This window comes from Caballeronia pedi, from assembly GCF_001544915.2.
Classification (GTDB): Bacteria; Pseudomonadota; Gammaproteobacteria; order Burkholderiales; family Burkholderiaceae; genus Caballeronia; species Caballeronia pedi.
This window is the reverse complement of record NZ_FCOE02000005.1, coordinates 50,038-73,678: the sequence shown is the minus strand read 5'-3', so window position 1 is coordinate 73,678 and position 23,641 is coordinate 50,038. Positions and strand designations below refer to the sequence as shown.

Genomic DNA, 23,641 nt, shown 5'->3' with positions numbered 1-23,641 from the left:
TTGAACCTGGCGCACGCGCGTGAATCAATCAGTCAGCAGGCCGCGAACGGAATCGGCCTGTGTCAGCTTTTGTCCAACCAACGCGGAAGACAGCGATGATTCAAACATTCGAGCAAGTGATAGGCGGGCAAAAGATGCAGTTCTGCGCGAGTATCGCGGAAGGCGGCGGTCCGGCGCGCGTCATCATCAGTCGCGCGGATTCGGCGGAGTCGCTGGTGATCGTCGAGGCCGATGGCATCATCGGCGCGATCAAGGCGGAAGTGGAAGCGCCCAGCACGCTCGTTGCCGATGCCGTACGCAAGGCGCAGCAGGAAGCGCTGATCGAGCGCGCGCTGGAAACCGGTACGGTTCAGACGACCAGCCTGTAGGGTTCACCACGAAAAATGCCCGCGCGGCCAGAACGGCCGCGCGGGCATTGCTTTGTGCGTCGCTCGATGGCTTACATGCGGGGTTCGCCGTTCTTCGGATCGGCGGGCACCATCGGCGTGGCGGAATCAGGGCCGTCGGGCATGTCCGGATCGTCGGGGTTGGGCGCGGCGTCCGGGTCGAGCAGCTTGTCCGGGTCCGGTTCGAGCGGCTCCTCGGGGGAGCGGGGCATCGTCGACATGGTGTTCTCCTCAACGGTTCGATGGTCAGGGTGCTTCGCCTGAGGCTCGCAACGGCCGTTCCCGCTATCGGTCATCCCTCATTCGGCTTTGTCCGGCATCGCGTCGCGTCGGCCTTGGCGCCCGGCGGATTGCTCACCTGGCGCGCGATCAGCGCCGCGCACAGCAGCAGCGCGACCGATACGCCCGCCGACCAGCGCACCGCATCGACGATATGTTCCGCGCTCGCCGCACCGTCGCCGTGAGCCGCGAGCGCGCCGAACGCCGCGACGCCGATCGCGCCCGCCGCCTGCCGCGCGGTGTTGAGCACCGCCGACGCCGTGCCCGCCCGCTGCGGATCGACGGTGCCGAGCAACGCGGTTGTCATCGCCGGGACTGCGAGGCCCATGCCCGATGGAATCAGCAGGAACGGCACGAGCAACGCGGCGGTGGGCGTGGTCGCATCGACGAAGGCGAGCGCGGCGAAACCGGCGGCGTCGAGCAGCGCGCCGACAATCATCGGGCCACGCGAGCCGAAGCGCGCGACGACGGGACCGCTTGCCAGATTCGAGATCAGGAAGCCGCCCGTGAGCGGCAGAAACGCGAGGCCGGTCTGCAGGGGCGTATGCCCGAGCACGCGCTGCAAATACAGGCTCAGAACGAAGACCATTCCATAGTAGGTGAGATTCACGCCGATACCGAAGACGACCGCCGCGCTGAAGGTGCGCTCGGAGAAAAGGGTGAGCGGCAGCATCGGCGCGCGGCTTCTGCGTTCGATCGCGATGAACGCGCCGCCCGCCGCCAGCGCCAGAGCGAGGCCGCCGGCCACGAGCGGATGCGCCGGTCCGAGCGGACGCAGTTCGATCACCGCACCGACCAGCGCCGCCAGCGCGACGATCGCGAGCGCCTGGCCGGGCAGGTCGATGCCGTGGGACGGCGGCGCTTCGTTCGCGCACGGCTTGCCGACCCACACGAGCGTCGCGACGATGCCCGCCGCGCAGATCGGCAGGTTCACCCAGAAGATGCTGCGCCAGCCGAACGCGGCGATCAGCACGCCGCCGACGATCGGCCCCGCCGCGATCGACACCGCGCCCGCCGCCGTCCACAAGCCGACCGCACGCGCGCGCAAGCGCCGGTCGTGGCCGCATGCGGCGTTCAGGAGCGCGAGCGAGTTCGGCAGCATCGCGGCGGCGCCGACGCCTTGCAGGGCGCGCGCGGCGATCAGTTGCGGCGCATCGCGCGAAAAGGCGCAGGCCAGCGACGCTAGCGCGAACAGCGCGAGGCCGCCGAGAAACATGCGGCGCGCGCCGAAGCGGTCGCCGAGCGAGCCCGCCGACAGCATCAGCGCCGCGAAGGCGAGCGCGTAACTGTCGATGGTCCATTGCAGGCTCGCGACGCTCGCGCGCAGATCGTGACCGATGCTCGCGAGCGCGACATTGACGATCGAGACATCGAGTTGAGAGACGACGAAACCGACGCTGGTCGCCGTCACGACGAGCATCTGCCGCGCGGACAGACGCGTTTCGGATGAGGAAAGGTTCGAGTTCATGCCGTTCATCGTAGGCGCGTCGCGCGTTCGATGTTTCGGCGTGGACTGAAACGTGAAAGCAGAATGAAAACGGCGCGCCGATGAAGCGACGCGCCGTCGTCGGAACAAGGAAATCAGCGATTTTCCCTGATGAACAGCGTCGTCAGCGCGCCGATCGCGCACAGCGCGCCGACGTAGAGCGCGGGCGCCATCGGGCTCGACTTCATCATCAGCGAGACGACGATCGGCGTGAGTCCGCCGAACACCGCATACGCGACGTTGTACGAAAACGAGATGCCCGAGAAGCGCACGGCGGGCGGGAAGGCGTTCACCATCACGAACGGAATCGCGCCGATCACGCCGACGAAAAAGCCCGCCAGCGCATACCACGGCAGCAGCACGGAGACATCGAGCGAGACTTGCCGGAACATCAGCCAGTACGACACGCCGAGCGCCACGCCGCCGATGAAGATGGTCTTGCCCGCGCCGATCCGGCCCGCGATCGCGCCCGACAGCACGCAGCCGATCGTGAGGCACAGCGTCGCCGCGCAGTTCGCGACCAGCACTGTCGCCGGCGCGATGTGGAACTGCTTCTGCAAGAGCGTCGGCGTCATCAGGATCACGACGACGATCGCCGCCGAGAGCATCCACGTGAGCAGCATCGAAATGACGACGGCGCGGCCGTGGTCGCGCAGCACCGCCTTGAGCGGAAGTTCCGCCGCCAGCGATTTGCGCTTCTGCAGTTCGGCGAAAACCGGCGTTTCGTGCAGCCAGCGGCGCAGATAGACCGAGCACAGCCCGAACAGACCGCCGAGCAGGAACGGCAGGCGCCACGCGAAATCGGCGACTTCGGCGGGCGCGAAGGTCTTGTTGATCGCGGTCGCGATCAGCGAGCCGAGCAGAATGCCCGCCGTCAGGCCGGCCGTCAGCGTGCCGCACGCATAGCCGACATGACGGCCCGGCACATGTTCCGACACGAACACCCACGCGCCCGGCACTTCGCCGCCGACCGCCGCGCCTTGCATCACGCGGAACAGCAGCAGCAAGACGGGCGCCATCAGGCCGATCGACGCGTAGGTGGGCAGGAGGCCCATCAGGAGCGTCGGCACGGACATCAGCAGCACGGAAAGCGTGAACATGCGCTTGCGGCCGAGCAGGTCGCCGAAGTGCGCCATGATGATCCCGCCGAGCGGACGCGCGAGGTAACCCGCCGCAAAAATGCCGAAAGTCTGCAATTGACGCAGCCAGTCAGGAATCGACGGCGGAAAGAACAATTGGCCGATGACCGGCGCGAAGAATACAAAAATGATGAAGTCGTAGAACTCGAGCGCGCCGCCGAGCGCGGCGAGCGTGAGCGTCTTGTAATCGCCGCGCGTGAGCGCACGGCTGGCCGCGCGCGGGGCGTCGGACAGAGGTGTTGCCTGCATCGAAAAGAGAACCTGTGAGTGGAGGAACCACGCGTGACGCGCAGTAGAACGAGGCTTTGCCCTGCGGGAGCGACAGACGCGCCGGGTGGACGCGAATCGACGGTCGCGGCGGGCGCGGATTCGAGAGCCGCCGCCCGTCGTCCGCGCTGCGGGATGCGACGGACAGTCGCGGCGCAGCTTGCTACGCGACGTCTCGATAAAACGGCGGAAGCGGGAACTTTTGAGCCAGACGCGGCATGTTACAGGATGAAAACCGGCTCAAAAGAGAAAAGCCGTTCTATTTTTTTGAGATTTGCGCGCATGAGACGGACCGAAGCGAGGGGGATGCGTCGTCACATGCGTTGACAATTCGGATGAGTCCGATGGGAAAGGGTCGCCCGGCTGCCCAGAATGCGCAGCTTGAATATCCCCGTCTCATCCCGCGACGAGACGCCCGGCGGGCGCCGGAAGTACGGCATCCGCCCCATGTCCCTTGGACTCATCAGGTAAGACACTATGCGCGTCGCCGTTTTGCAAACCGACCCAAGTTATCGAAATCTCATCAGCGATGTCGTCAAACGGCTCGGCCACACCTGCGTGACCTTTGGCGATGGCCTCGTGCTGTCGAAAGCGCTGTCCCGCTCGACAGTCGATCTGCTGATTCTCGACTGGAATTCCTCGGGCCTGTGCGGCCTCGACCTGCTCAAATCCGTGCGTTCGAGCTTCGGCGAGCGCGTGCCGGTCATGTTCGCGACGCCGGACGGCGCCGAGCATAACGTGGTCTGCGCACTCACCGCCGGCGCGGACGATTACGTCGTTTATCCGATCCGCCCGGGCGAGTTCGGCGCGCGCGTCGAAGCGCTCTTGCGCCGCGCGTTTCCGGCGACGTCCAGCGCGTGTCTCGAAGTCGGTCCGTATCGCTTCGACGCCCGCCAGCAGACCGTCACCGTGCGCGGCAAGCCGGTGCAGCTGAGCGGCACGCAATTCCGTCTCGCGCAGCTGTTCTTCTCGAATATCGGTCGCGTGCTGTCGCGCGATCACATTTTCGCGATGGTCTGGGGCCGCGAATTCCGCGAAACCACGCGCACCATCGACAGCCACGTTTCGCGTCTGCGTCTCGCGCTCGAAATCGAGCCGGTCAACAACTTCCGCTTGCAGCCGGTGTACAAGAGCGGCTCCCGGCTGCTGCATCTCTATGACGGCGCGGAAGACACCGGCGACGGCCTCGCTGATCCTGCGCCTGCGCAGATCGCGGCCTGAAGTCGCTAAACAAGAAAACGCCGTCGCGAGGACGGCATTTTTGTTTTCGCTTGTCCTTAAACCGTCGGCAGCGCCGGACGCGTCTCGATGCTGCGACGAATCAACGTTTCCACTTCGTTGCGCTCGTCGCCGGCGAGCGGCAGACGCGGCGGGCGCACCGGTTCCGTGCCCAGACCCACGATCGTCTCGGCCAGCTTGATGTTCTGCACCAGCTTGTGCGACACATCCAGCGCGAGCAGTGGCGCGAACCATCGGTATATCGCGCGCGCTTCCTCGACCCGGCCCGCGCGAATCAGCTTGTAGATGGCCACCGTCTCACGCGGAAACGCGCACACGAGCCCCGCAACCCAGCCGTGCGCGCCCATCAGAATCGCTTCCATCGCCAGATTGTCGACGCCGCAGAACAGCGCATAGCGGTCGCCCGTTTCGTTGATGAGATCGGTGATGCGGCGCACGTCGCCGCTCGATTCCTTGATCGCCGCGAATTTTTTATCTTCCGCGAGTTCGGCGAACATCTTCGGCGTGACATCGACGCCATACGCGAGCGGATTGTTGTAGACCATCAGCGGCAGCGGGCTTGCATCGGCGACCATGCGGAAGTGATTCAGCGTCTCGCGCCGGTCCGACAGATAGCGCAAGCCCGGCAGCACCATGTAGCCCGCCGCGCCGTGTCGCGCGGCGCGCTCGGCCTGGCGACAGCCGTCGAGCGTGCTGTTTTCCGCGATCGTCAGCAGCACCGGCACGCGGCCGCGCGCGGCATCCACGGCGATATCGAGCACGTCGAGTTTTTCGTCGAGCGAGAGTGTCGAGGCTTCGCCGAGCGATCCGCACACGATGATGCCATCGACGCCGGCTTCGATCTGCGCGTCGACGTTCTTCGCGGTCCATGCACGATCTATGCTGAAATCGGCGTTGAACTTGGTGGTCACGGCGGGCATCACGCCTTCCCAGATATGCGTCACGGCAGCGCTCCGAAATTGATTGAACGGTAGGCAGTGTAAGCACCGAAAAATCGGGCGTCTTGCGCATTTCGCGCGCGCCGCGTGCCGATTTCGGCATAGCCGTTTCGGCGCGAATGCGGCGCGTCGCGGGCGCGCCGGGACGATGCTGAATTGTGCCGATATCGTCATCAAAACGATTCAGCCGCTTCAAGACGCCCGCCGCGCGCATTTCTAGGATAGGCGGCATGAAAACCATCGACATCATCGACTCGCATACGGGCGGCGAACCGACGCGCCTCGTGATCGCGGGCGGCCCCGATCTGGGCCACGGCACGCTCGCGCAACGTCTCGACACGTTCCGGACGCATTTCGACGACTGGCGCCGCGCGATCGTCACGGAGCCGCGCGGCTCGGACGTGATGGTCGGCGCGCTGCTGTGCGAGCCCGACGATCCCGCCGCCGCGGCCGGCGTCATCTTCTTCAACAACGTCGGCTATCTGGGCATGTGCGGGCACGGCACGATCGGGCTTGTCGCGTCGCTCGCGCATGCGGGCAGAATTGCGCCGGGAAGCCATCGCATCGATACGCCGGTCGGCCCCGTCGATGCCACGCTCAACGCGAACGGCAGCGTCAGCGTGCGCAACGTGCCGGCGTACCGGCACCGGCGCGCGGTGACGCTCGAGGTGCCCGGTCACGGCCCGCTCACCGGCGACGTCGCGTGGGGCGGCAACTGGTTCTTTCTCGTCGCGGATCACGGGCGCGAACTGACGCCCGCGCGCATCGGCGAACTGACGGCGTTCACCGAAGCAATCCGCGATGCCCTGCACGCGCAGCGCATCACCGGCGCGGACGGCGCGTATATCGACCATATCGAGCTGTTCGCGGATTCGCCCGTCGCGGGTGTCGACAGCCGCAATTTCGTGCTGTGTCCGGGCAGCGCCTACGATCGCTCGCCGTGCGGCACCGGCACCAGCGCCAAGCTCGCGTGTCTCGCGGCGGACGGCGCGCTCGAAGCGGGCGCGGTATGGCGTCAGGAAAGCATCATCGGCAGCGTGTTCGAGGGCAGCTACGCGCTCGACGGCGACGTGCTCGTGCCGACCATCACGGGCTACGCGCACATCATGGGCGAAGGCCGGCTCGTGTTCGACGAACGCGATCCGTTCATGCGAGGCATCGAAGCCGGCGCGCGCGCATGACGGCGGATGTGATCGTCGTCGGCGCGGGCATCGTCGGCGCGGCGTGCGCGGCGGAACTCGCCCGGCGCGGCCTGACCGTCGAGGTGCTGGAAGCGCGCGGTATCGGCGGCGGCGCGACGGCGGCGGGCATGGGCCACATCGTCGTGATGAACGATTCGCCGGCCGAATTCGCGCTGGCGCGGGCGTCGCGCGAAGCGTGGCTCGCGCTCGGCGCCCAACTGCGCGAGCGCGATGCGTTTTCGCGCTGCGGCACGCTCTGGATCGCGGAAGACGACGCAGAACTCGACGCCGCCCGCACGATGCGCGACGCGTTCGCGACGGCAGGCGTGCGCGCGCAACTGCTCGACCGCGCCGCGCTGCGCGAAGCGGAACCGGCGGTCAGCCACGCGATGCAAGGCGGCCTGCTGATCGACGACGACGCCATCGTGTACGCGCCCGCCGCGGCGCAATGGCTTTTGACGTGCTCGGAACGCATACGCGTATCGACCGATTGCCCGGTTCGCGCCGTCGATGCCGACGACACGCACGCGAGCGTCACGCTCGTGAACGGCGAGCGGCGCGCGGCGGCGCATGTCGTCGTCGCGAACGGGCTGGCGGCGGCCGATCTGATCGCGGGCGTGCGGCTCGAAGCGAAGAAAGGGCACCTGCTGATCACCGATCGCTATCCCGGCGCGCTGCATCATCAGGTGCTGGAGCTCGGCTACATCAAGAGCGCGCATCACGCGCGCGGCACGTCGGTGGCGTTCAACGCGCAGCCGCGTCCGACGGGGCAAGTGCTGATCGGTTCGTCGCGTCAGTTCGGCACCGCCGATCCGGCCGTCGAAATCGACGTGCTCGCGGCGATGCTCGCGCGCGCGACGCGTTATCTGCCGGGAATCGGCGCGCTCAACGCCGTGCGTGCGTGGACCGGCTTTCGCGCCGCCACGCCCGACGGCTTGCCGCTGATCGGTCCGGCGCGTCATGCGGGCAATCGTCTGTGGCTCGCGACAGGTCACGAGGGACTCGGCGTGACGACCTCGCTCGGCACCGCGAAGCTCATCGCCGCGCAGATGCTCGGCGAGCCGGTTCCATTCGATCTGCCCGACAGCCACGCCTTTTCGCCGCAACGATTCGCCACGGAGCACGCCGATGGCTGATCTCGTCACCGTGACCGTCGATGGCGAGCCGCTCGCCGTGCCCGCGTTCACGACCGTCGCGGCAGCGATCGCAATCGCGATGCGCGGCGTCGGCGGCACGCGGCGCTCCGTCACCGGCGAGCCGCGCGCCGCGTGGTGCGGCATGGGCGTGTGCCAGGAATGCCGCGTGACAGTCGATGCCCGCGCGCATGTCCTCGGCTGTCAGACGCTATGCCGCGACGGCCTTTCGATCGAGACGATGCGATGAACGCCGAACAGGTCGATATCGCGATCGTCGGCGCGGGGCCGGCGGGTTTGAGGGCAGCGCGGATCGCGGCGCAGGCCGGCGCGCGCGTCGCGCTCATCGACGACAATCCGCGCCCCGGTGGCCAGATCTGGCGGCAAGGTCCGACGCTCCCGCCCGCCGCGCAGCTTCGCCAATGGCTCGATGAAACGTGCGCGCATCCGAATCTCGTCGTCATGAGCGCGACGAAGGTCGCTGCCGCGCCTGGCGACAAACTGCTTCTGCTCGAACGCGAGGGCGCGCCGCTCGCGCTCGCACATTCCAAGCTCATCCTCGCGACCGGCGCGCGCGAGCGGCTTCTTCCCTTCGACGGCTGGACCCTGCCGGGCGTGACGGGCGCGGGCGGCTTGCAGGCGCTCATCAAGGGCGGAATGCCGGTGCGCGGCGAACGCATCGTCGTGGCGGGCAGCGGGCCGTTGTTGCTTGCCGTCGCGGATACCGCGCGGCGTCGCGGCGCGCACGTCGTCGCGGTGGTCGAACAGGCGCCGCTCACACGGGTCGCGCGCTTCGTGGCGTCGCTTGCGTTGACGCCGGGCAAGCTGGCGCAGGCCGTCGCGCTCGGCACGACGCGTTATCGCACGGGCGGTGTCGTCGTGAAGGCGCACGGGAGCACGCGCGTGGAGGCGGTGACGATTCGCACGCGCGGCCGCGACGAAACGTTCGAAGCGGATCGCATCGCGTGCGGCTATGGCCTCGTGCCCAACGCGACGCTGGCGCTCGCACTCGGCTGCGCGGTGGACGAAAGCGACGGCGCGATCCGTGTCGACGAGGCGCAGCGCACATCGCAGGAAGATGTTTTTGCGGCGGGCGAATGCACGGGCATCGGCGGGATGGAACTGGCGAGCGTCGAAGGCGCGCTTGCGGCGCAGTCGGCGCTCGGCATCGCAGCCGATGCGCGTCTCGTGCGCGAACGCGATCGCTGGCGCGCCTTCGCGGGGCGCGTGGCGCAGGCGTTCGCGCTCGGCGACGAGGCGCGCGCGGTGCCATCGCCCGATACGTTGTTGTGCCGTTGCGAGGACGTGTCGATCGGCGACGTCGCCGCGCACGCGAACTGGCGCGACGCCAAGCTTCAGACGCGTTGCGGCATGGGACCGTGTCAGGGGCGTATGTGCGGCGAGGCGGCGTCGGTGTATTTCGGATGGCCGCGCGCGGCGGCGCGTCCGCCGTTCGCGCCGGTGCGCATCGACACACTGATCGGTGCATGCGATCGCGCTGATACGTTCCGTTCATAGCCAGGCCAACGCTTCTATAATCGGGCGACAGATTCAATCGAGCGCAACCGACATCTCCACGCATGACTAACACGACGCCGATCGTTCATCCTCCCGCGTCGACGCTTTCCGACATGCTCGCGCATTTCGCGCTGCTCGCGCCCGTGTTCGACGCAATGCCGGATATCGTGTTCTTCGTCAAGGACCGCGACGCACGCTACGCGATGGTCAATCGCACGCTCGCGCGCCGCTGCGGCCACAAGGACGACAAGTCGGCGCTCATCGGCAAGACGGCGGAGGACGTGTTTCCGCGCCGCTTCGGGCGCATCTACACGGCGCAGGATCAGGCGATCATCGCGCAGGGGCATCAACTCATCGATCAGCTCGAACTGCATCTCTATCCGGGACGCGAACCCGGCTGGTGCATGACGTGCAAGCAGCCGCTGCATGACACGCAGGGGCATATCGTCGGGCTCGCGGGCATCTCGCGCGATCTGCAGGCGGCCGAAGGCACGCATCCGGCCTACAGCCGGCTTGCGGCTGTGGTGCAGCACATCCAGGAAAACTACGTGCAGCCGCTCAACATGCGGCAGCTCGCGCAGATGGCGAACATGTCGATCGCGCAACTGGAGCGCTACTTTCACAAGGTCTTTCATCTGACGCCGCGTCAGGTGCTGCTCAAGACGCGGCTCGACGCCGCCACCGCGCTGCTCGTCTCGCGCGAGAAGGTCACCGATGTCGCCGCGCTCTGCGGCTATACGGATCACAGCGCCTTCACGCGCCAGTTCAAGGCGACGGTCGGTCTCACACCGAGCGAATACCGGGCGCTGCTGCAGGCGGGAACCTCGAATGCCTCGCGCCCCGATTCCACCCGCGATACAAACGTCTGACGGGAAAACAGGGTACGGCTGATCCAGGAATTACACGGTCGTGCGCGGGGGATTGGAGCGGCGCGGCTCGGATCGGCGCAAACGCCCGCACAATAAGGCGTTCGCGGCTGCGCACGCGTCTCGGTCCGGTTTTTGCTCGATAGTGCTCGCTGCGCCCGGGGCAACTCTGCACGACGGCGCCGCCAGAACCGCGAGGCGTTCCGCACCGGCGCACGCGCGGCGTAAATAACGGTGCGTTCGGAATTCCCGCCGCGTTTTACTGTCAATCAAGGCGCGCAACCGTGCGCGCGGCGGCGAGAGATCGAAACCCGCGCGTGAATTCCGTTTTTGGCAGCAGAAAAGAACATCATGGACGAAGTAGCAAGACTGGGGCACATGCGGATCGTGCTCATCGAAGACGATCCGGAAAGCAGGGCATCGCTGCAGATGTTGCTGGAAGAAGAGGGTGCGGAAGTGTTCGCCCTGGCCGACGCCGAAGACGGCGCGCAGGCGGCGATCGAGCATCTTCCCGACGCGGTGATCTGCGATCTGGATTTACCCGAGATGGACGGTTTCTATCTCATTCAACGTTTGCGGGATCACGAAATTCGCGGCAACCTGCCGCCTTCCGTGGCAATCGCGCTGACGGGGCACGGCAGCGAAGAGTATCGATTGCGCAGTATCGGCGAGGGTTTCCAGCATTTCATGGTGAAGCCTGTTCATCCCGACGAACTCGTCACGCTGATCCAGGATGCGGTCGGGACGCGCGTGGTGATGTGAGTTGACATGAAGCGTTTCGAGGCCGCCGATGATTGGCGGCCTCCAAACCGTTACGACCTGTCGCGATTGCGCACGCGCGTGGCGCCCGTGATGACAGCGACGCCCAGCATAATGACGGCGACGATCATGATCGTGTGCTGCGAGACATGCATCGCAACGAGCGCCCACGACACGCCGCCGATCAGAATCAGCCAGCCGACGAGGTAGATGATCAGCGTCATCGAATTCTCCTTATTTCGTTGAGTAAACATTGTGCGGCCTTCATGAAAGGGCCTTATCCTTTCGACGCGCGCGCACGGATAAGTTCACCTCATGCAAGCGGTGTACCGTGGCGGCATCGTCGAACACAAAAAAGAGCTGAGCCATGCTGACCGTCCACCACCTCAACAATTCCCGCTCGCAGCGCGTGCTCTGGATGCTGGAAGAACTCGGCGTCGAATACGAACTCAAGCGCTATCAGCGCGACCCGCGCACGATGCTCGCGCCGCCCGAATTGCGCGCGGTGCATCCGCTCGGCAAATCGCCAGTCGTCACCGATGGCGATCTCACGCTCGCGGAGTCGGGCGCGGTCATCGAATATCTCGTGGATCGCTACGGCGAAAGGCGTTTTTCACCGCCGCCCGGTGTGTCGCCGGAACGCGTGCGCTACAACTACTGGATGCACTACGCGGAAGGTTCGGCGATGCCGCCGCTGCTGCTCAAGCTCGTCGCGCGGCGGCTGGAGAGCGCGAAGATGCCGTTCTTCGCCAGGCCGATCGCGCGGCGCATCGCGCAGACGATGCAGAGCAGTTTCATCGATCCGCAATTGCGGCTGCATCTCGGTTATATCGACGCCGAGCTTGCGAAATCGACCTGGTTCGTGGGCGATACCTTCAGCGCCGCCGATGTGCAGATGAGCTTTCCGCTCGAAACCGGCAGCCAGCGCGCGGGGGCGAAATCGCTGCCGCATATCCGGGCGTTTCTTGAACGCATCCATGCGAGGCCAGCCTATCAGCGCGCGCTGGAGCGCGGCGGGCGCTACGACTTCGCCAGCTAGCCATTCGGCCGGCTGTCGGCACGTCCGGCGTGTTGCGTACAATGACTCGCACGCAAACACTCAGCCCAAAGGCGACGCATGGCCCGAATCGTTCCCGACGACTGGAAGAATCTCGAAGCGACCGGCGCCGCGGCGCGCGAACTCGAAACGCTGGCGCTCCTCGAAAAGCTCCCTGACGACTACACGGTCTATCACGGCGTGCACTGGACGCGCATCAACGAAGGCTTCTCCGTGTTCGGTGAAGCGGATTTCGTGGTGGTCGCACCGTCGGGCCGCGTGCTGATGATCGAGATGAAGGCGGGCTTCCTGCGCGAAACGAACACGGGACTCGTGAAGGTCTATCTGCAGAAGGAGCGCAACGTCGCGATTCAGCTCGCGCGCACGCTGGAGAATCTGCATCGGCGCTTCACAGCGGCGTTCGGCGCGGGCACGTACCGCATCGAGGAACTGCTGTATTGCCCCGACTACACGGTGAAGAATGCCGCCATCGCGGGTGTCGCGCCGGCGCGTATCGTCGATGCGAGCCGCAAGGCGCAACTCGCGCGCGCCGTGCTCGACATCCTGCCGCCCGACGAGCCGCGCTTCGAAGCGGCGGCGCGCATTCATCACTTTCTCGCCGACGAACTCTCGCTTACGCCCGATACCAACGCGCTCGTCGGCGCGGCCAACACGCTGGTCACGCGTCTGTCGGGCGGACTTGCGACCTGGGCGCGCAGGCTGGAATTCGAGCCGTTCCGGCTGCGCGTGATCGCGACCGCCGGCGCGGGCAAGACGCAACTCGCAGTACGCGTGATGCGCGATGCGCTGGCGCAGGGCAAAAGCGTGCTCTACGTGTGCTTCAACCGGCCGCTCGCCGACCATATCCGCGTGATCGCGCCGAAAGAGGCGAAGATCGCGAACTATCATCAACTGAGCGCGGCGGTCGCGCGCGATGCGGGAAGCCCACCCGACTTCAGTCAGCCCAATGTGTTCGCCACGCTGGAAGAGCGCTTCGCCGCGGTGCCCGTGCCCGAGCACTGGAAGACCGACGTGCTGATCGTCGACGAAGGTCAGGATTTTCAGGCTGCGTGGGTCGATGCGCTCGAACGCCTGCTGAACCCCGACGGCGCGTGGTGGTGGCTCGAAGATCCGATGCAGAACCTCTATCTGCGCGAACCCGTGCCGCTGCCGGGCTGGACCATCCTGCGCGAAAGCACCAACTATCGCAGCCCGCGCGATCTGCTCGGCTTCATCCGCAAGATCGTCGGGCCCGACGTGCGGCTCGACGCGGGCAGCCCGTTCGACGGTTCGGATGTCAGCATCTCGACCTACGAGGACGGTCATCCCGAAGAGATCATCGAGGCGACCAAACGCGCCATCACGAACGCGCTGTCGCTGGGTTTCCGCAAGCAGGACATCGCGGTGCTGTCGTTCCGGGGCCGCGAGGGTTCGGCGCTCACGGCGGTCGATCAGCTCGGCCCGCACCGGCTGCGCGCCTTCACCGGCACGTACGATCTGTTCGGCAACCCGGAGTATCGCGAAGGCGATGTGCTGCTCGAATCGATCTATCGCTTCAAGGGGCAATCCGCGCCGTGCGTGATTCTCACGGAAGTCGATTTCGACGCGCTCGACGAACAGGCCGCGCGCAAGATCTTCGTCGGCGCGACGCGGGCGACGATGAAGCTGATCGTGGTCGCGTCGGCGCGCGCGTCCCGGGCCATCGAAGCGCTGCAGTGACCGATGGCCGTCATCAGCACCGAGCCCTCCCTGCGCGCGCACGTCGCGCGCCCCTGGTTTCGCCGGCTCTGGTATGCGGCGCTGATCGCGCTCGCGGTCGCTCCGCCGATCGGCGCGGTCGGCTACATGCTGTACTCGGGCCTGCTCGCGCGCGAGACGCACAGGCTCGTCGTGCCCTACGACGTCTACTGGGACGCCGCCCAGTTGCAGATCGCCTATGAGCGCTTCGAGAATCACGTGCTGCTGTACCGCAACGGCATCGACGAGGACGCCGATGCCGTGCGCGCGAGCTATCGCCTGCTGCGCGCGCGGCTCACGCAGGTGTCGGAGTCGACGGGACTGGCGGACGGTCACGAAGCGCTGCTGAACCGGCAACGCGAAATTCTGCGGCAGTTGCAGACCGCGCTGGATTCCATCGAGTCGAATGTCGAAGGGATTGAGACGGAGCGCCAGCACACCTTGCGCGTGATCGGCGTGCTGCGTCAGAACGCACCGGTCGTGGCTGAACTGGCGAGCGGGCGCCGCCTCATGGACGTCGCCGAGCGCGAGGCGATCGTGCGCGACTTCGAGGCGAAGCGCCGCTATCTGATCTACGGCGGGATTCTGCTCGGGCTGCTGTCCGCGGCCGCCACGGCGTTGCTGCTGCTGAACGGTTATCGGCGCACGCGTCTCATCGAGCAGCAGCGCGCGGCGCTCGTGGCCGAGCATCAGGCGACGCGCACGGCGCGCGAGGCCGGCGTCGCGAAAGACACCTTCCTCGGCATGATCAGCCACGAATTGCGCACGCCGCTGCACGCGATCGTCTCGTCGGTCGAATTGCTCGGGCTGAATGCGCGCGGCGATGCCGACCGCAAGATCATGCAGCGGCTGGAAGCGGGCGCGCGCCATCTCGAAGCGCAGATGCGCGATCTGACCGACTACGCGCGTCTGGGCGCGGGCAAGCTGGAACTGCGCATGTCCGTGTTCGATCCGGCGGACCTGCTCGAATCCATCGTCGATGCAAACACGCCCGCCGCGAGCGCGAAGGGGCTGGCTTTGCGCGGCGACTACGCGGGCGAGCGCGGGCCGATCGAGTCCGATCCGCATCGCGTGCGGCAGATCGTGACGAATCTCGTGACCAATGCCATCAAGTACACCGACGCAGGTTCCATCGACGTGCATTTCGCGCGCACGGAGCAGCGTCTCGACATTTCGGTGATCGACACGGGCCCGGGCATCCCTCGCGAGCAATTGCCGCTGATCTTTCAGGAATTCACGCAGCTCGACTCGTCCAGCACGCGGCGCTTCGACGGCGCGGGAATGGGCCTCGCGGTCGTGCGCGGGCTCGTCGATCTGCTCGACGGGAAGATCGAAGTATCGAGCGAAGTGGGACAGGGCGCCGCATTTCGCGTGAGCCTGCCGGCGGTGTCGGTCGAGCATATGCCTGAGCGCGGCGAGCAGGAAGTCAATGCGCCCGAGCTGCGCAAATCGCGCGTGCTCGTGATCGACGATCACGAGTCGATCCGCGATTCTCTGACCGAGATGCTCACGCATCTGGGCTATTCGGGCGTGGCGCTGCCGGATGTCGACAGCGCGCTGGCGTGGCTGCGCGCCAACGACGCCGACGTGATCCTCGCCGACCTGCACATGCCCGGCAAGGACGGCTACTCGTTCGCGAACGAATACCGCGCGCGCAGTGCGCCGGGCGCGAGCGTGCCGATCATCGCGGTGAGCGCTTACGCGCCCGAACTGGTGGACCCGGCCGCGGCCGTGCTGTTCTTCGATTACCTGCTGAAGCCGGTGCGTTACGAGGTGCTGAAGGGCGCCGTGCACCGCGCGGTGACGGTGCGCCGGCGAGTCACGTAGATCTCGCGATTCAGCTTCGCATCAGCCGCTTGGAAAGATCCGCGACGAGGATGCCCAGCCGCGCGGGCTTCTCGAAACACGTCACGTTGTAGTCGCGGATGACCTGGCTGATTTCCGACTCGCTCGCCTTTCCTGTAGTCAGTTCGCCGGTGAGCACGAACACCGGCGCGTCCGGATTGTCCGACGCGCGCACCGCGCGGATCGCATCCGCCGACGTATGCACGCCGAACAGCCAGTCCATCACGACGGCGTCGAACACCTGCGCCTGCAGCGCTTCGAGGAACGCGTCGAGACCATAGAAGGCCATCGCGGTGAAGCCGGTGGCTTCGAGATAGTCGTGCAGATTGTCGGCGGACGCGTGATCGTCGTCGACCACGGCGATGATCGGCTTGTCGGTATCGGGGCGGCGCGGCTGGATTTCGATCTTGTGGACGTCGCAGGCTTCCTGCAGCAGCACGCCTTCGTGCTTCGTGACGATCCAGCGGTTGTTGAGCTTCTGCGCAATGAAATCCGGCCGGCTGCCGGCTTCGAGCGCATTGCCGACCCACGCCATGCAGGGAATCTCGAGCGAACCGAGCTTGAGCACGGCGTCGTGCGCGGTGCCTTCGGTTACGTCGGGGCGCGTGTTGATCGAATCGAAAAGCTTGAGCGCGGGTTCGTCGAAGGCATCGGCGACGCGGCGGATCTGCGCGATGGTCCACGGACTGTTGCCGCGCAACTTGCGATGGCCCTGCGAAAAACTCAGGTCGAGAATGCGGCACAACTCGGCGGTCTGCTGCCGCTTGCCAATGCCGTGACGGCCCATCAGCTCGCGCACGCGCTCCGCAACGGCGAGCGATTCCGATGAAGACGTTTCAGTGACCATGCTGCCAGTCGGATGCGTAAGGGTGGAACTGCGGAAGGCGTGGTTCGGCGTGGGCCGGGCAAGCCGTGCGCAGTCGATCCGACATTGTAAAGGGCGCGCGTCGGTGTACTCAAAATGGATCGCTGGAACGCGCTCAACGCCTTGATCCTACGGGCAAAACTGGCGAGGTCGCCGTTCGCTGGCCCGCACCTGGTTTCACATGCTGTCGATCACGGCGTCCACCAGATCGCGTGGCGTGCGGAACGTGCCGGGCACGGCGGCGAGCCCGTTGAGCCGGTTGTCGATCAGCAGCGACGCCAGTCCGTGCACGTGCGCCCACGCCGATGCCATCGCGATGGTCTGCTCCGAACCCATTGCGCCGAACGCGCTCGTGCTGCCGGGCGCGATGTCGGGCACGGCATCGAACACGTCGGCGAGGCCGGCGGCGGACATGCGCCGCGCTTCTACGAGCGACGGCCTTTCGGTGTCGAGCAGTTCGTTGCGCGACATCAGCCGGAAGAGGTCGGGGTTGGCGGTCGCGAAGTCGATGTAACCGTGCGCGATCGCACGGCCGCGATTCGCGCCGGCGCTGGCTGCGGCGCGCTTCTGCATCGCTTGCGCGAGCCGCCGATGTCCGCTCGCCGCGAGTTCGGCGAGCACGCCCGCCGTGTCGCCGAAATGGTGTTGCGGCGCCGTGTGCGACACGCCTGCCTCGCGGGCGATCGCGCGCAGTGTCAGACCGCGCAGCCCGTCGCGGCGAAGCACGGTTTCGGCGGCATGCAGCAGGGCGTCCGGCAGCGAGCCGTGATGATAGGGATGCGGCGCGGCCTCGGGCGCTTTGGCCGGACGACCGCGTTTTCTGATGGGTGGGGTGTTCTGCATAGGAATGGAGACTCGTCGGTCGATCAATCTTTACAATGGAAAATTATGTTGACGCAAACGGGCGTGAAAGTCAAAATCTTTCCATCGTAAAGATCAACAGTCACAGGAGAACGACCATGTCCTTCCAAGATATTTTGCTGGGTACGCCCACCTGGGTTTGGGTTCTGCTCGCCGTGTTGGTCTCGCGCGGCATGAAGGCGATGAAGGGCGGCACCGCGCCGTTGTCGAAGCTGGGCATCGTGCCGGCGCTGTTCGTCGGCTGGGGTTTGCTGCATCTTTTGTCGGACCCGGCGACCGGCTGGGATACGGCGTTGATGTGGGTCGCGGGCGGTGTGCTGGGCGCGGGGCTCGGCGTCGCGCTTGCGAAGCGCAGCGGCATGACGGTGGACCGCGTGCGGCGCACGATCACGTTGCCCGGCTCGGCGGTGCCGCTCGTGCTGATTCTCCTGACCTTCGCGATGAAGTTCAGGATCGGCTTCGAGATGGCGACGACGCCGCATATCGGCGTGGATTCGACCTTCATCGTGCTGAACGGGCTCGTTTCGGGCGCGGTGGCGGGAATCTTCGCGGGACGGTTTCTGATCTACTGGCTGGCGCTGCGGCCGGCGGTGGAGCCGGTTCTGGAACGGTCGTAATCGATCGGCGACCTTGTGCATCAGTGTATTCCGAAATCAAAGTTCGCGATTGTTGAACGGAGTATTGTCTTTTTTCACGACAATTGACGCCTTTAACCGGGATACACTGCGTTGCATCATTGATCGGAGGTCGCCGTGCTGGTCGCTGTTCTCTTTATCTGCCCGATAGGTGTCGCCGCGCTTTTTGCCTTTGCGCTCGTTGCCGACAGACACTTCAAAGATTCACCCGTCGATGCCCACGGGCATTTCCCTGAAAGCAGGCGGCCGATGGTGCGCCCTCGCCAAGCCACATCGGACGAATTACGTTTCTGAGCCATCCAACGGCTCGAAATTTTTTAACTTTTATCGAGAAATTTTAATTTTCGACGTGATTTCCGCGTTCACCTCGAAAAAACCTAATTTCTCGAAACTCCTGTGTGGTTGGTAAAGGCGTCGCGGACGACTTCCTCGACGCGATCGAGCACTGCTCGCGGAATATGCTGATACTGCTTCCTGCGATGCGCGGACAACGTGCCCTTGTTCGACTGCGTCATGCGAATCAGCACCGAAAGATCCTTACGCGGCAAATCGAATTCGGCGTTCAGTAGCGCGAACGCGTGATCGTAGCCTTGCAGCCATGCGATCTCGCGGGGAATCTCCTCTCGCACCGCTTCCTTGATCATCGCGTAGAGGAACGCCACTTCGCGGTCGGCGTTGAAGAAGCGATAGGCGCGGCTCGATGGCGCGCTCAGCACGAGCGGCTCAGTGTCGACGCGCCGGTAATTCCATAGTCTCGTCACCGGGCGGGAGAATGCCGTCAGCACGGCGTGGTACGCCGGAATGTTGCGCTCCATCACCGCAGAGACCGGGATCACCGTATCCGCGCCCAGCAATCCCGATCGCGCCAGCACGTGCTGAATCAGAAAGCGATGGAGACGGCCGTTGCCGTCGAAAAACGGGTGCAGATAGACGAAGCCGAACGCGGCGCACGCGGCCTTCACCAGCAAGTCGGGGCAATGTTTCTGGTCGTTGACGAAGCGCTCCCAGTCGGCCATCACGCGCCGCAGATCGCCGGTCGGCACGGGGAAGAAGTCGACGCGGCCGGCGGCATCTTCCAGCCAGTTCTGTTTGTTCCGATATGACGCTTCCTGGCTGTAGACATCGCGCACGATCACGTTTTGCAGCTGCACGAGCCACGCTTCGTCGACTTTCACCGGTTCGCCCGCGCGTCGCAGCAGTTGAACGAAGCGTTCCTGCTTGTCCGAACTGGGCGTTTCCGATTCGATCGCGTAACTGCCGCGCGTCTCCGACAAATACAGAAAAGCCAGCGCGCGTTTATACAGATCCGGGTCCTGCATTGCGTCGAGCGCGCTTTGCGCTTCGAGAAGCAAGTCGGAGAGGGGCGGATCATCGGGAATCGCAGCGCGATGGACGATCGGACAGAACCACGGCGTGCCCAGCGCGTTGTTGCGCACGCGAAAGCGCGGCGCGCGCACCGGCTGCGGCGCTGTGTAATAGAGCTCAGCCGGAAAGAGGTCGACATACCCGCCCTTGATGGTCACGCCGGCGTCGAGTTCCCTGCCGGTCAGCCATTCCCAGAGAAAGCACGCACGGCGAATCTGCTCGCCGGTCGGCGTCGCGCGCAGCCGGTCGATGAGTTCGCCGGGCTCGATATGCTCGAACGCGGCATCGATGACTTCGAGATTGACGCCTTCGTGACGGAGCGCGAACTCCAGATGACCGACGGGCGTATCGTCGAAAGCGACGCTGTTGGGAAACAGAATCTGGCTCTCACTGTCGATCCGCCGGTTCACCGACGAACTCGCGTAGGCGAGCCGCGCCGGCGGCGTCACGCGCAGTTCTCCTATGGCGATGAGGCGGGCATAACCGATGGGCGTCATCGAGATTTCTTAACGTTTATCGAGAAATCATAACTTTACGCGCGTTTTTGACAAGTTCTTCGAGAAATTATGACGACTGGGTTTGCGGCCAGTTGCATCGATCCGCTTTTGCTATCGAACGATCGCCCTTTCGAATTGTTGCGCTATTGGCGCGGGACTATAGTGCCTCTCACGGCATGCCAATCCACAGCAACGAACAACGAAAGGAGACAAACCCATGAACCGTATCGATCTGGCGAACCGCGTCGTGATCGTCACCGGCGGCGCACGCGGCATCGGCCTCGCGGTGGCGGAGCGCGCGCTCGAATCGGGCGCCGACGTCTCGCTGTGGGACGTCGACGGCGAACGCCTTGCACGAACCGGCGCCGAACTCTCCGCAAAGCACAAGGACCGCAAGGTCAGCGAAGCCGTCGTCGAACTGACCGATGAATCTTCCGTCGACGCCGCCGCGAAAAAAACCTTCGCCGCGCACGGCCGGATCGACGTGCTCGTCAACAACGCGGGCATCACCGGCGGCAACGGCACGACCTGGGAACTTGCGCCCGACGTGTGGCGCCGCGTGATCGACGTCAATCTCATCGGGCCGTATCTGACTTGCCGCGCCGTCGTGCCGCACATGCTGAAGGCGGGCTACGGGCGCATCGTCAATGTCGCGTCGATCGCGGGCAAGGAAGGCAATCCCAACGCATCGCACTACAGCGCATCCAAAGCCGGATTGATCGGGCTTACGAAATCGCTCGGCAAGGAACTCGCGGGCAAGAACATCCTCGTGAACGCCGTCACGCCCGCCGCCGCCAAGACCGAAATATTCGATTCGATGTCGCAGCAGCACATCGACTACATGCTCTCCAAGATTCCGATGAACCGCTTCCTGATGCCGCAGGAAGCCGCGTCGCTGATTCTGTGGCTCTCGTCCGAGGACTGCGCGTTCAGCACCGGCGCGGTGTTCGATCTGTCGGGCGGACGCGCGACGTACTGATTGCGTTTTCGGGAGAATCGCGATGAATCACTCCGCTTCAGCGGAAGGCGCCGTCACGTCCCGCGTGATGCGCCGCCTGTTGCCGTTTCTGCTGCTCATGTATGTGCTCGCGTTTCTGGATCGCGCGAACATCGGCTTCGCGCAGAAGGCGTTGCAACAGGACACCGGCCTGACCAACGCCGCGTTCGCGTTCGGCGCGGGCGTGTTCTTCGTCGGCTACGCAATCTTCGAAGTGCCAAGCAATCTGCTGCTGCATCGCGTCGGCGCGAAGCTGTGGATGTGCCGCATCATGGTGACGTGGGGCCTCGTCTCCGCAGGAATGGCCTTCGCGCATGACGCGACCACGTTCTACGTGCTGCGCTTTCTGCTCGGCGTGGCGGAGGCGGGCTTCTTTCCGGGCATCGTCTATTACCTGACGCGCTGGTTTCCGCAATCGTCGCGGGCGCGCGCGCTCGGCGTGTTCTATTTCGGCGCGCCGCTCGCGTTCATCTTCGGCGCGCCGCTGTCGGGCCTGCTCCTCGACCTGCACGGCGCGCTCGGCTTCAAGGGCTGGCAGTGGCTCTTTCTCGTGGAAGGCTTGCTCGCGTCGATCGTCGGCGTGTGGGCATTCTGGTATCTCGACGACGACCCCGCGAAGGCACGCTGGCTCACGCAGGAACAACGCGCGCTGCTGGTCGCCCGCCTCGACGAGGATGCGCGCGCCGCGTCGTCGCACGGTCCGCGCAGCGTGCTCGCGGCGCTCGTCGATCCGCGCGTGCTGGTGCTCTGCTGCGTGTACTTCCTGATTCAGGCGGCGGTGTACGGCGTCGTTTTCTATCTGCCGCAACAGGTGTCTTCACTGCTCGGGACGAAGGTGGGCCTGCGCGTCGGGCTCGTGACGGCGCTGCCGTGGATCGCCGCCGTGATCGTCACGTGGATCGTGCCGCGCTATGCCGATCGAACCGGCAGGCATCGCGTCTGCGCGGTGGCGCTGCTCGTGATGTCGGGCGTTGCGATCGCGGTATCGGGCGTCGCGGGTTCGCCCGTCGTCTCGCTGATCGCGCTGTGCTGCGCGGCGAGCGGCTTCATCGCCGCGCAGCCGCTCTTCTGGACCTTCCCGACGCGCTATCTGACCGGCGCCGCCGCCGCGGCCGGCATCGCGCTCGTCAATTCGCTCGGCGGACTCGGCGGTTTCTTCGCGCCGATGGCCCGCACCGCCGCCGAAGCCGCGTTCGATTCCACGAGCGCCGGGCTCATGGTGCTCGCCGGTGCGAGCGTGCTCGCGGCGCTCGTGATCGTCGTGCTGGTGCGCGTGCCGGGGCGCATCGACCACGGACATCTTGCCGACGCCGCCAAGGCGTCCTGAACAACGAAACCACACGTACGGAGCCACATCATGTCCATGCCCACGATCGCCCAGGTGCGCGCCTTCACGGTTCGCGGCGGCGGCGCCGATTATCACGACCAGGGCGCCGATCACTGGATCGACGATCACATCGCCACGCCGATGGCGCGCTATCCCGAATACCGCAAGAGCCGCCAGTCGTTCGGGCTGAACGTGCTCGGCTCGCTCGTCGTGGAGATCGAGGCGAGCGACGGCACCGTGGGCTTCGCGGTGACGACGGGCGGTGAGATCGGCGCGTTCATCGTCGAGAAGCACCTCGCGCGCTTTCTCGAAGGACAACGCGTCACCGACATCGAAAAGATGTGGGATCAGATGTACAACGCAACGCTCTATTACGGGCGCAAGGGCATCGTGCTCAACGCGATTTCGGGCGTCGATCTCGCGCTGTGGGACCTGCTCGCGAAGGTGCGCAAGGAGCCGGTGTTTCATCTTCTGGGCGGTCCGGTGCGCGACGAACTGCAGTTCTACGCGACGGGCGCGCGCCCCGATCTCGCGAAGCAGATGGGCTTCATCGGCGGCAAGATGCCTTTGCAGCACGGCCCGGCCGAAGGCGAGGAAGGGCTCGCGAAGAACATTGCGAAGCTCGCGGACATGCGCGCCAAAGTGGGCGACGATTTCTGGCTGATGTTCGACTGCTGGATGAGCCTCGACCTCAACTATGCGAAGCGTCTCGCGAACGCGGCGCGCGAGTACGGTTTGAAGTGGATCGAAGAAGCGCTGCCGCCCGACGACTACTGGGGCTATGCCGAACTGCGCCGCTCGGTGCCGAACGCAATGATGGTCACGACCGGCGAGCACGAAGCGACGCGCTGGGGCTTTCGCATGCTGTTCGAGATGGGCTGCGCGGATCTCGTGCAGCCGGATGTCGGTTGGTGCGGCGGCATCACGGAACTGATCAAGATTTCCGCGCTGGCGGACGCGCACAACGTGCTCGTCGTGCCGCACGGCTCGTCGGTGTACAGCTATCACTTCGTGGTGACGCGCCACAACTCGCCGTTCGCCGAATTCCTGATGATGGCGCCCAAGGCCGATCAGGTCGTGCCGATGTTCACGCCCTTGTTGCTCGACGAACCCGTGCCGGTGAACGGCCGCATGAAGGTGCCGGAGACGCCGGGCTTCGGCGTGCGGCTGAATCCGGAGTGCGCGCTGACGCGGCCTTACACGCATTGATACGCGTCGAGCGACATCCGTTTCGCGTGACAGTTTGACACGAAAACCGCAAGCCATGCCGCAATCTCAGGATTTA

24 protein-coding genes are annotated in these 23,641 nt (G+C 65.4%); 16 read left to right on the top strand and 8 right to left on the bottom strand.

Going from position 1 to position 23,641, the window contains the following annotated elements:
* The first annotated feature begins 95 nt into the window (after positions 1-95).
* The gene (locus AWB80_RS09505) at positions 96-368 is read left to right on the top strand and encodes a hypothetical protein (protein ID WP_061174403.1); all 273 of its coding nucleotides are present in this window, start codon (positions 96-98) and stop codon (positions 366-368) included.
* Between the two features lie 71 nt (positions 369-439).
* Here the strand turns inward: AWB80_RS09505 and AWB80_RS43900 are convergent, their stop codons facing one another.
* The 3 genes from AWB80_RS43900 to AWB80_RS09495 form a co-directional block, all read right to left on the bottom strand.
* On the bottom strand, positions 440-598 hold the full coding sequence (locus tag AWB80_RS43900; RefSeq protein ID WP_160147428.1) for a hypothetical protein: 159 nt from the start codon (positions 596-598) through the stop codon (positions 440-442).
* An 80-nt stretch (positions 599-678) separates the two neighbouring features.
* Positions 679-2,142, bottom strand: coding sequence for an MFS transporter (locus tag AWB80_RS09500; protein ID WP_061174402.1), 1,464 nt, complete (start codon positions 2,140-2,142; stop codon positions 679-681).
* Between the two features lie 104 nt (positions 2,143-2,246).
* Positions 2,247-3,539, bottom strand: coding sequence for an MFS transporter (locus AWB80_RS09495; RefSeq protein WP_061174401.1), 1,293 nt, complete (start codon positions 3,537-3,539; stop codon positions 2,247-2,249).
* Positions 3,540-4,034: 495 nt separating this feature from the next.
* On the opposite strand from AWB80_RS09495, the gene AWB80_RS09490 reads away from it, so the two are divergent.
* Complete coding sequence (locus tag AWB80_RS09490; protein ID WP_061174400.1) at positions 4,035-4,778, top strand: response regulator transcription factor; 744 nt, start codon at positions 4,035-4,037, stop codon at positions 4,776-4,778.
* Between the two features lie 56 nt (positions 4,779-4,834).
* Here AWB80_RS09490 and AWB80_RS09485 read toward each other — a convergent pair whose 3' ends face one another.
* Positions 4,835-5,740 (bottom strand): dihydrodipicolinate synthase family protein, encoded by a 906-nt coding sequence (locus tag AWB80_RS09485; protein ID WP_061174399.1) that lies wholly within the window; start codon positions 5,738-5,740, stop codon positions 4,835-4,837.
* A 215-nt stretch (positions 5,741-5,955) separates the two neighbouring features.
* Between AWB80_RS09485 and AWB80_RS09480 the strand changes: the two genes are divergently transcribed.
* From AWB80_RS09480 to AWB80_RS09455, 6 genes are all read left to right on the top strand, one after another.
* Positions 5,956-6,915, top strand: a complete 960-nt coding sequence (locus AWB80_RS09480; RefSeq protein WP_087131185.1) for a 4-hydroxyproline epimerase — start codon at positions 5,956-5,958, stop codon at positions 6,913-6,915.
* A complete protein-coding gene (locus tag AWB80_RS09475) occupies positions 6,912-8,051 on the top strand; it encodes an NAD(P)/FAD-dependent oxidoreductase (RefSeq protein ID WP_061174397.1) in 1,140 nt (379 codons plus the stop codon). The genes AWB80_RS09480 and AWB80_RS09475 overlap by 4 nt, the downstream gene beginning before the upstream one ends.
* Positions 8,044-8,298 carry a 2Fe-2S iron-sulfur cluster-binding protein gene (locus AWB80_RS09470; RefSeq protein ID WP_061174396.1) on the top strand — a complete coding sequence of 85 codons (255 nt, stop codon included), beginning with the start codon at positions 8,044-8,046 and terminating at the stop codon, positions 8,296-8,298. The genes AWB80_RS09475 and AWB80_RS09470 overlap by 8 nt, the downstream gene beginning before the upstream one ends.
* Positions 8,295-9,566: an NAD(P)/FAD-dependent oxidoreductase gene (locus AWB80_RS09465; RefSeq protein WP_061174395.1), complete on the top strand. Its 1,272-nt coding sequence runs from the start codon at positions 8,295-8,297 to the stop codon at positions 9,564-9,566. Before AWB80_RS09470 ends, AWB80_RS09465 begins: the two co-directional genes overlap by 4 nt.
* A gap of 62 nt (positions 9,567-9,628) precedes the next feature.
* Positions 9,629-10,435 carry an AraC family transcriptional regulator gene (locus AWB80_RS09460; protein ID WP_061174394.1) on the top strand — a complete coding sequence of 269 codons (807 nt, stop codon included), beginning with the start codon at positions 9,629-9,631 and terminating at the stop codon, positions 10,433-10,435.
* A 348-nt stretch (positions 10,436-10,783) separates the two neighbouring features.
* Complete coding sequence (locus AWB80_RS09455) at positions 10,784-11,194, top strand: response regulator (protein WP_061174393.1); 411 nt, start codon at positions 10,784-10,786, stop codon at positions 11,192-11,194.
* A 50-nt stretch (positions 11,195-11,244) separates the two neighbouring features.
* On the opposite strand, the gene AWB80_RS44340 is transcribed toward AWB80_RS09455, so the two are convergent.
* The gene (locus AWB80_RS44340) at positions 11,245-11,415 is read right to left on the bottom strand and encodes a hypothetical protein (RefSeq protein ID WP_167390441.1); all 171 of its coding nucleotides are present in this window, start codon (positions 11,413-11,415) and stop codon (positions 11,245-11,247) included.
* A 143-nt stretch (positions 11,416-11,558) separates the two neighbouring features.
* Here AWB80_RS44340 and AWB80_RS09450 point away from each other — a divergent pair, with 143 nt between their 5' ends.
* The 3 genes from AWB80_RS09450 to AWB80_RS09440 all read left to right on the top strand — a co-directional run bounded on the left by AWB80_RS09450 (position 11,559) and on the right by AWB80_RS09440 (position 15,791).
* Positions 11,559-12,230, top strand: a complete 672-nt coding sequence (locus AWB80_RS09450; protein WP_061174392.1) for a glutathione S-transferase — start codon at positions 11,559-11,561, stop codon at positions 12,228-12,230.
* A gap of 78 nt (positions 12,231-12,308) precedes the next feature.
* Complete coding sequence (locus AWB80_RS09445; RefSeq protein WP_061174391.1) at positions 12,309-13,946, top strand: ATP-binding domain-containing protein; 1,638 nt, start codon at positions 12,309-12,311, stop codon at positions 13,944-13,946.
* Between the two features lie 3 nt (positions 13,947-13,949).
* On the top strand, positions 13,950-15,791 hold the full coding sequence (locus AWB80_RS09440; protein ID WP_061174390.1) for an ATP-binding response regulator: 1,842 nt from the start codon (positions 13,950-13,952) through the stop codon (positions 15,789-15,791).
* Positions 15,792-15,801: 10 nt separating this feature from the next.
* Here the strand turns inward: AWB80_RS09440 and AWB80_RS09435 are convergent, their stop codons facing one another.
* Positions 15,802-16,656 carry a helix-turn-helix domain-containing protein gene (locus tag AWB80_RS09435; RefSeq protein ID WP_061174389.1) on the bottom strand — a complete coding sequence of 285 codons (855 nt, stop codon included), beginning with the start codon at positions 16,654-16,656 and terminating at the stop codon, positions 15,802-15,804.
* A gap of 195 nt (positions 16,657-16,851) precedes the next feature.
* Positions 16,852-17,517 carry a TetR/AcrR family transcriptional regulator gene (locus tag AWB80_RS09430; RefSeq protein ID WP_167390440.1) on the bottom strand — a complete coding sequence of 222 codons (666 nt, stop codon included), beginning with the start codon at positions 17,515-17,517 and terminating at the stop codon, positions 16,852-16,854.
* Positions 17,518-17,633: 116 nt separating this feature from the next.
* Here AWB80_RS09430 and AWB80_RS09425 point away from each other — a divergent pair, with 116 nt between their 5' ends.
* Together AWB80_RS09425 and AWB80_RS43895 are read left to right on the top strand one after the other, a co-directional pair.
* Complete coding sequence (locus AWB80_RS09425; RefSeq protein WP_061174387.1) at positions 17,634-18,152, top strand: DUF6622 family protein; 519 nt, start codon at positions 17,634-17,636, stop codon at positions 18,150-18,152.
* Positions 18,153-18,287: 135 nt separating this feature from the next.
* Positions 18,288-18,464, top strand: coding sequence for a hypothetical protein (locus tag AWB80_RS43895; protein WP_160147427.1), 177 nt, complete (start codon positions 18,288-18,290; stop codon positions 18,462-18,464).
* A gap of 83 nt (positions 18,465-18,547) precedes the next feature.
* Here the strand turns inward: AWB80_RS43895 and AWB80_RS09420 are convergent, their stop codons facing one another.
* Positions 18,548-20,032 carry a Fic family protein gene (locus AWB80_RS09420; RefSeq protein WP_061174386.1) on the bottom strand — a complete coding sequence of 495 codons (1,485 nt, stop codon included), beginning with the start codon at positions 20,030-20,032 and terminating at the stop codon, positions 18,548-18,550.
* A gap of 217 nt (positions 20,033-20,249) precedes the next feature.
* Here AWB80_RS09420 and AWB80_RS09415 point away from each other — a divergent pair, with 217 nt between their 5' ends.
* Genes AWB80_RS09415 through rhmD form a run of 3 tightly spaced genes read left to right on the top strand, consistent with a single transcriptional unit; the run spans position 20,250 to position 23,565 of the window.
* Complete coding sequence (locus AWB80_RS09415; RefSeq protein ID WP_061174385.1) at positions 20,250-21,011, top strand: SDR family oxidoreductase; 762 nt, start codon at positions 20,250-20,252, stop codon at positions 21,009-21,011.
* Between the two features lie 22 nt (positions 21,012-21,033).
* The gene (locus AWB80_RS09410; RefSeq protein WP_061174384.1) at positions 21,034-22,356 is read left to right on the top strand and encodes an MFS transporter; all 1,323 of its coding nucleotides are present in this window, start codon (positions 21,034-21,036) and stop codon (positions 22,354-22,356) included.
* A 30-nt stretch (positions 22,357-22,386) separates the two neighbouring features.
* Positions 22,387-23,565: an L-rhamnonate dehydratase gene (gene rhmD / locus AWB80_RS09405; protein WP_061174383.1), complete on the top strand. Its 1,179-nt coding sequence runs from the start codon at positions 22,387-22,389 to the stop codon at positions 23,563-23,565.
* Positions 23,566-23,641 lie beyond the last annotated feature (76 nt).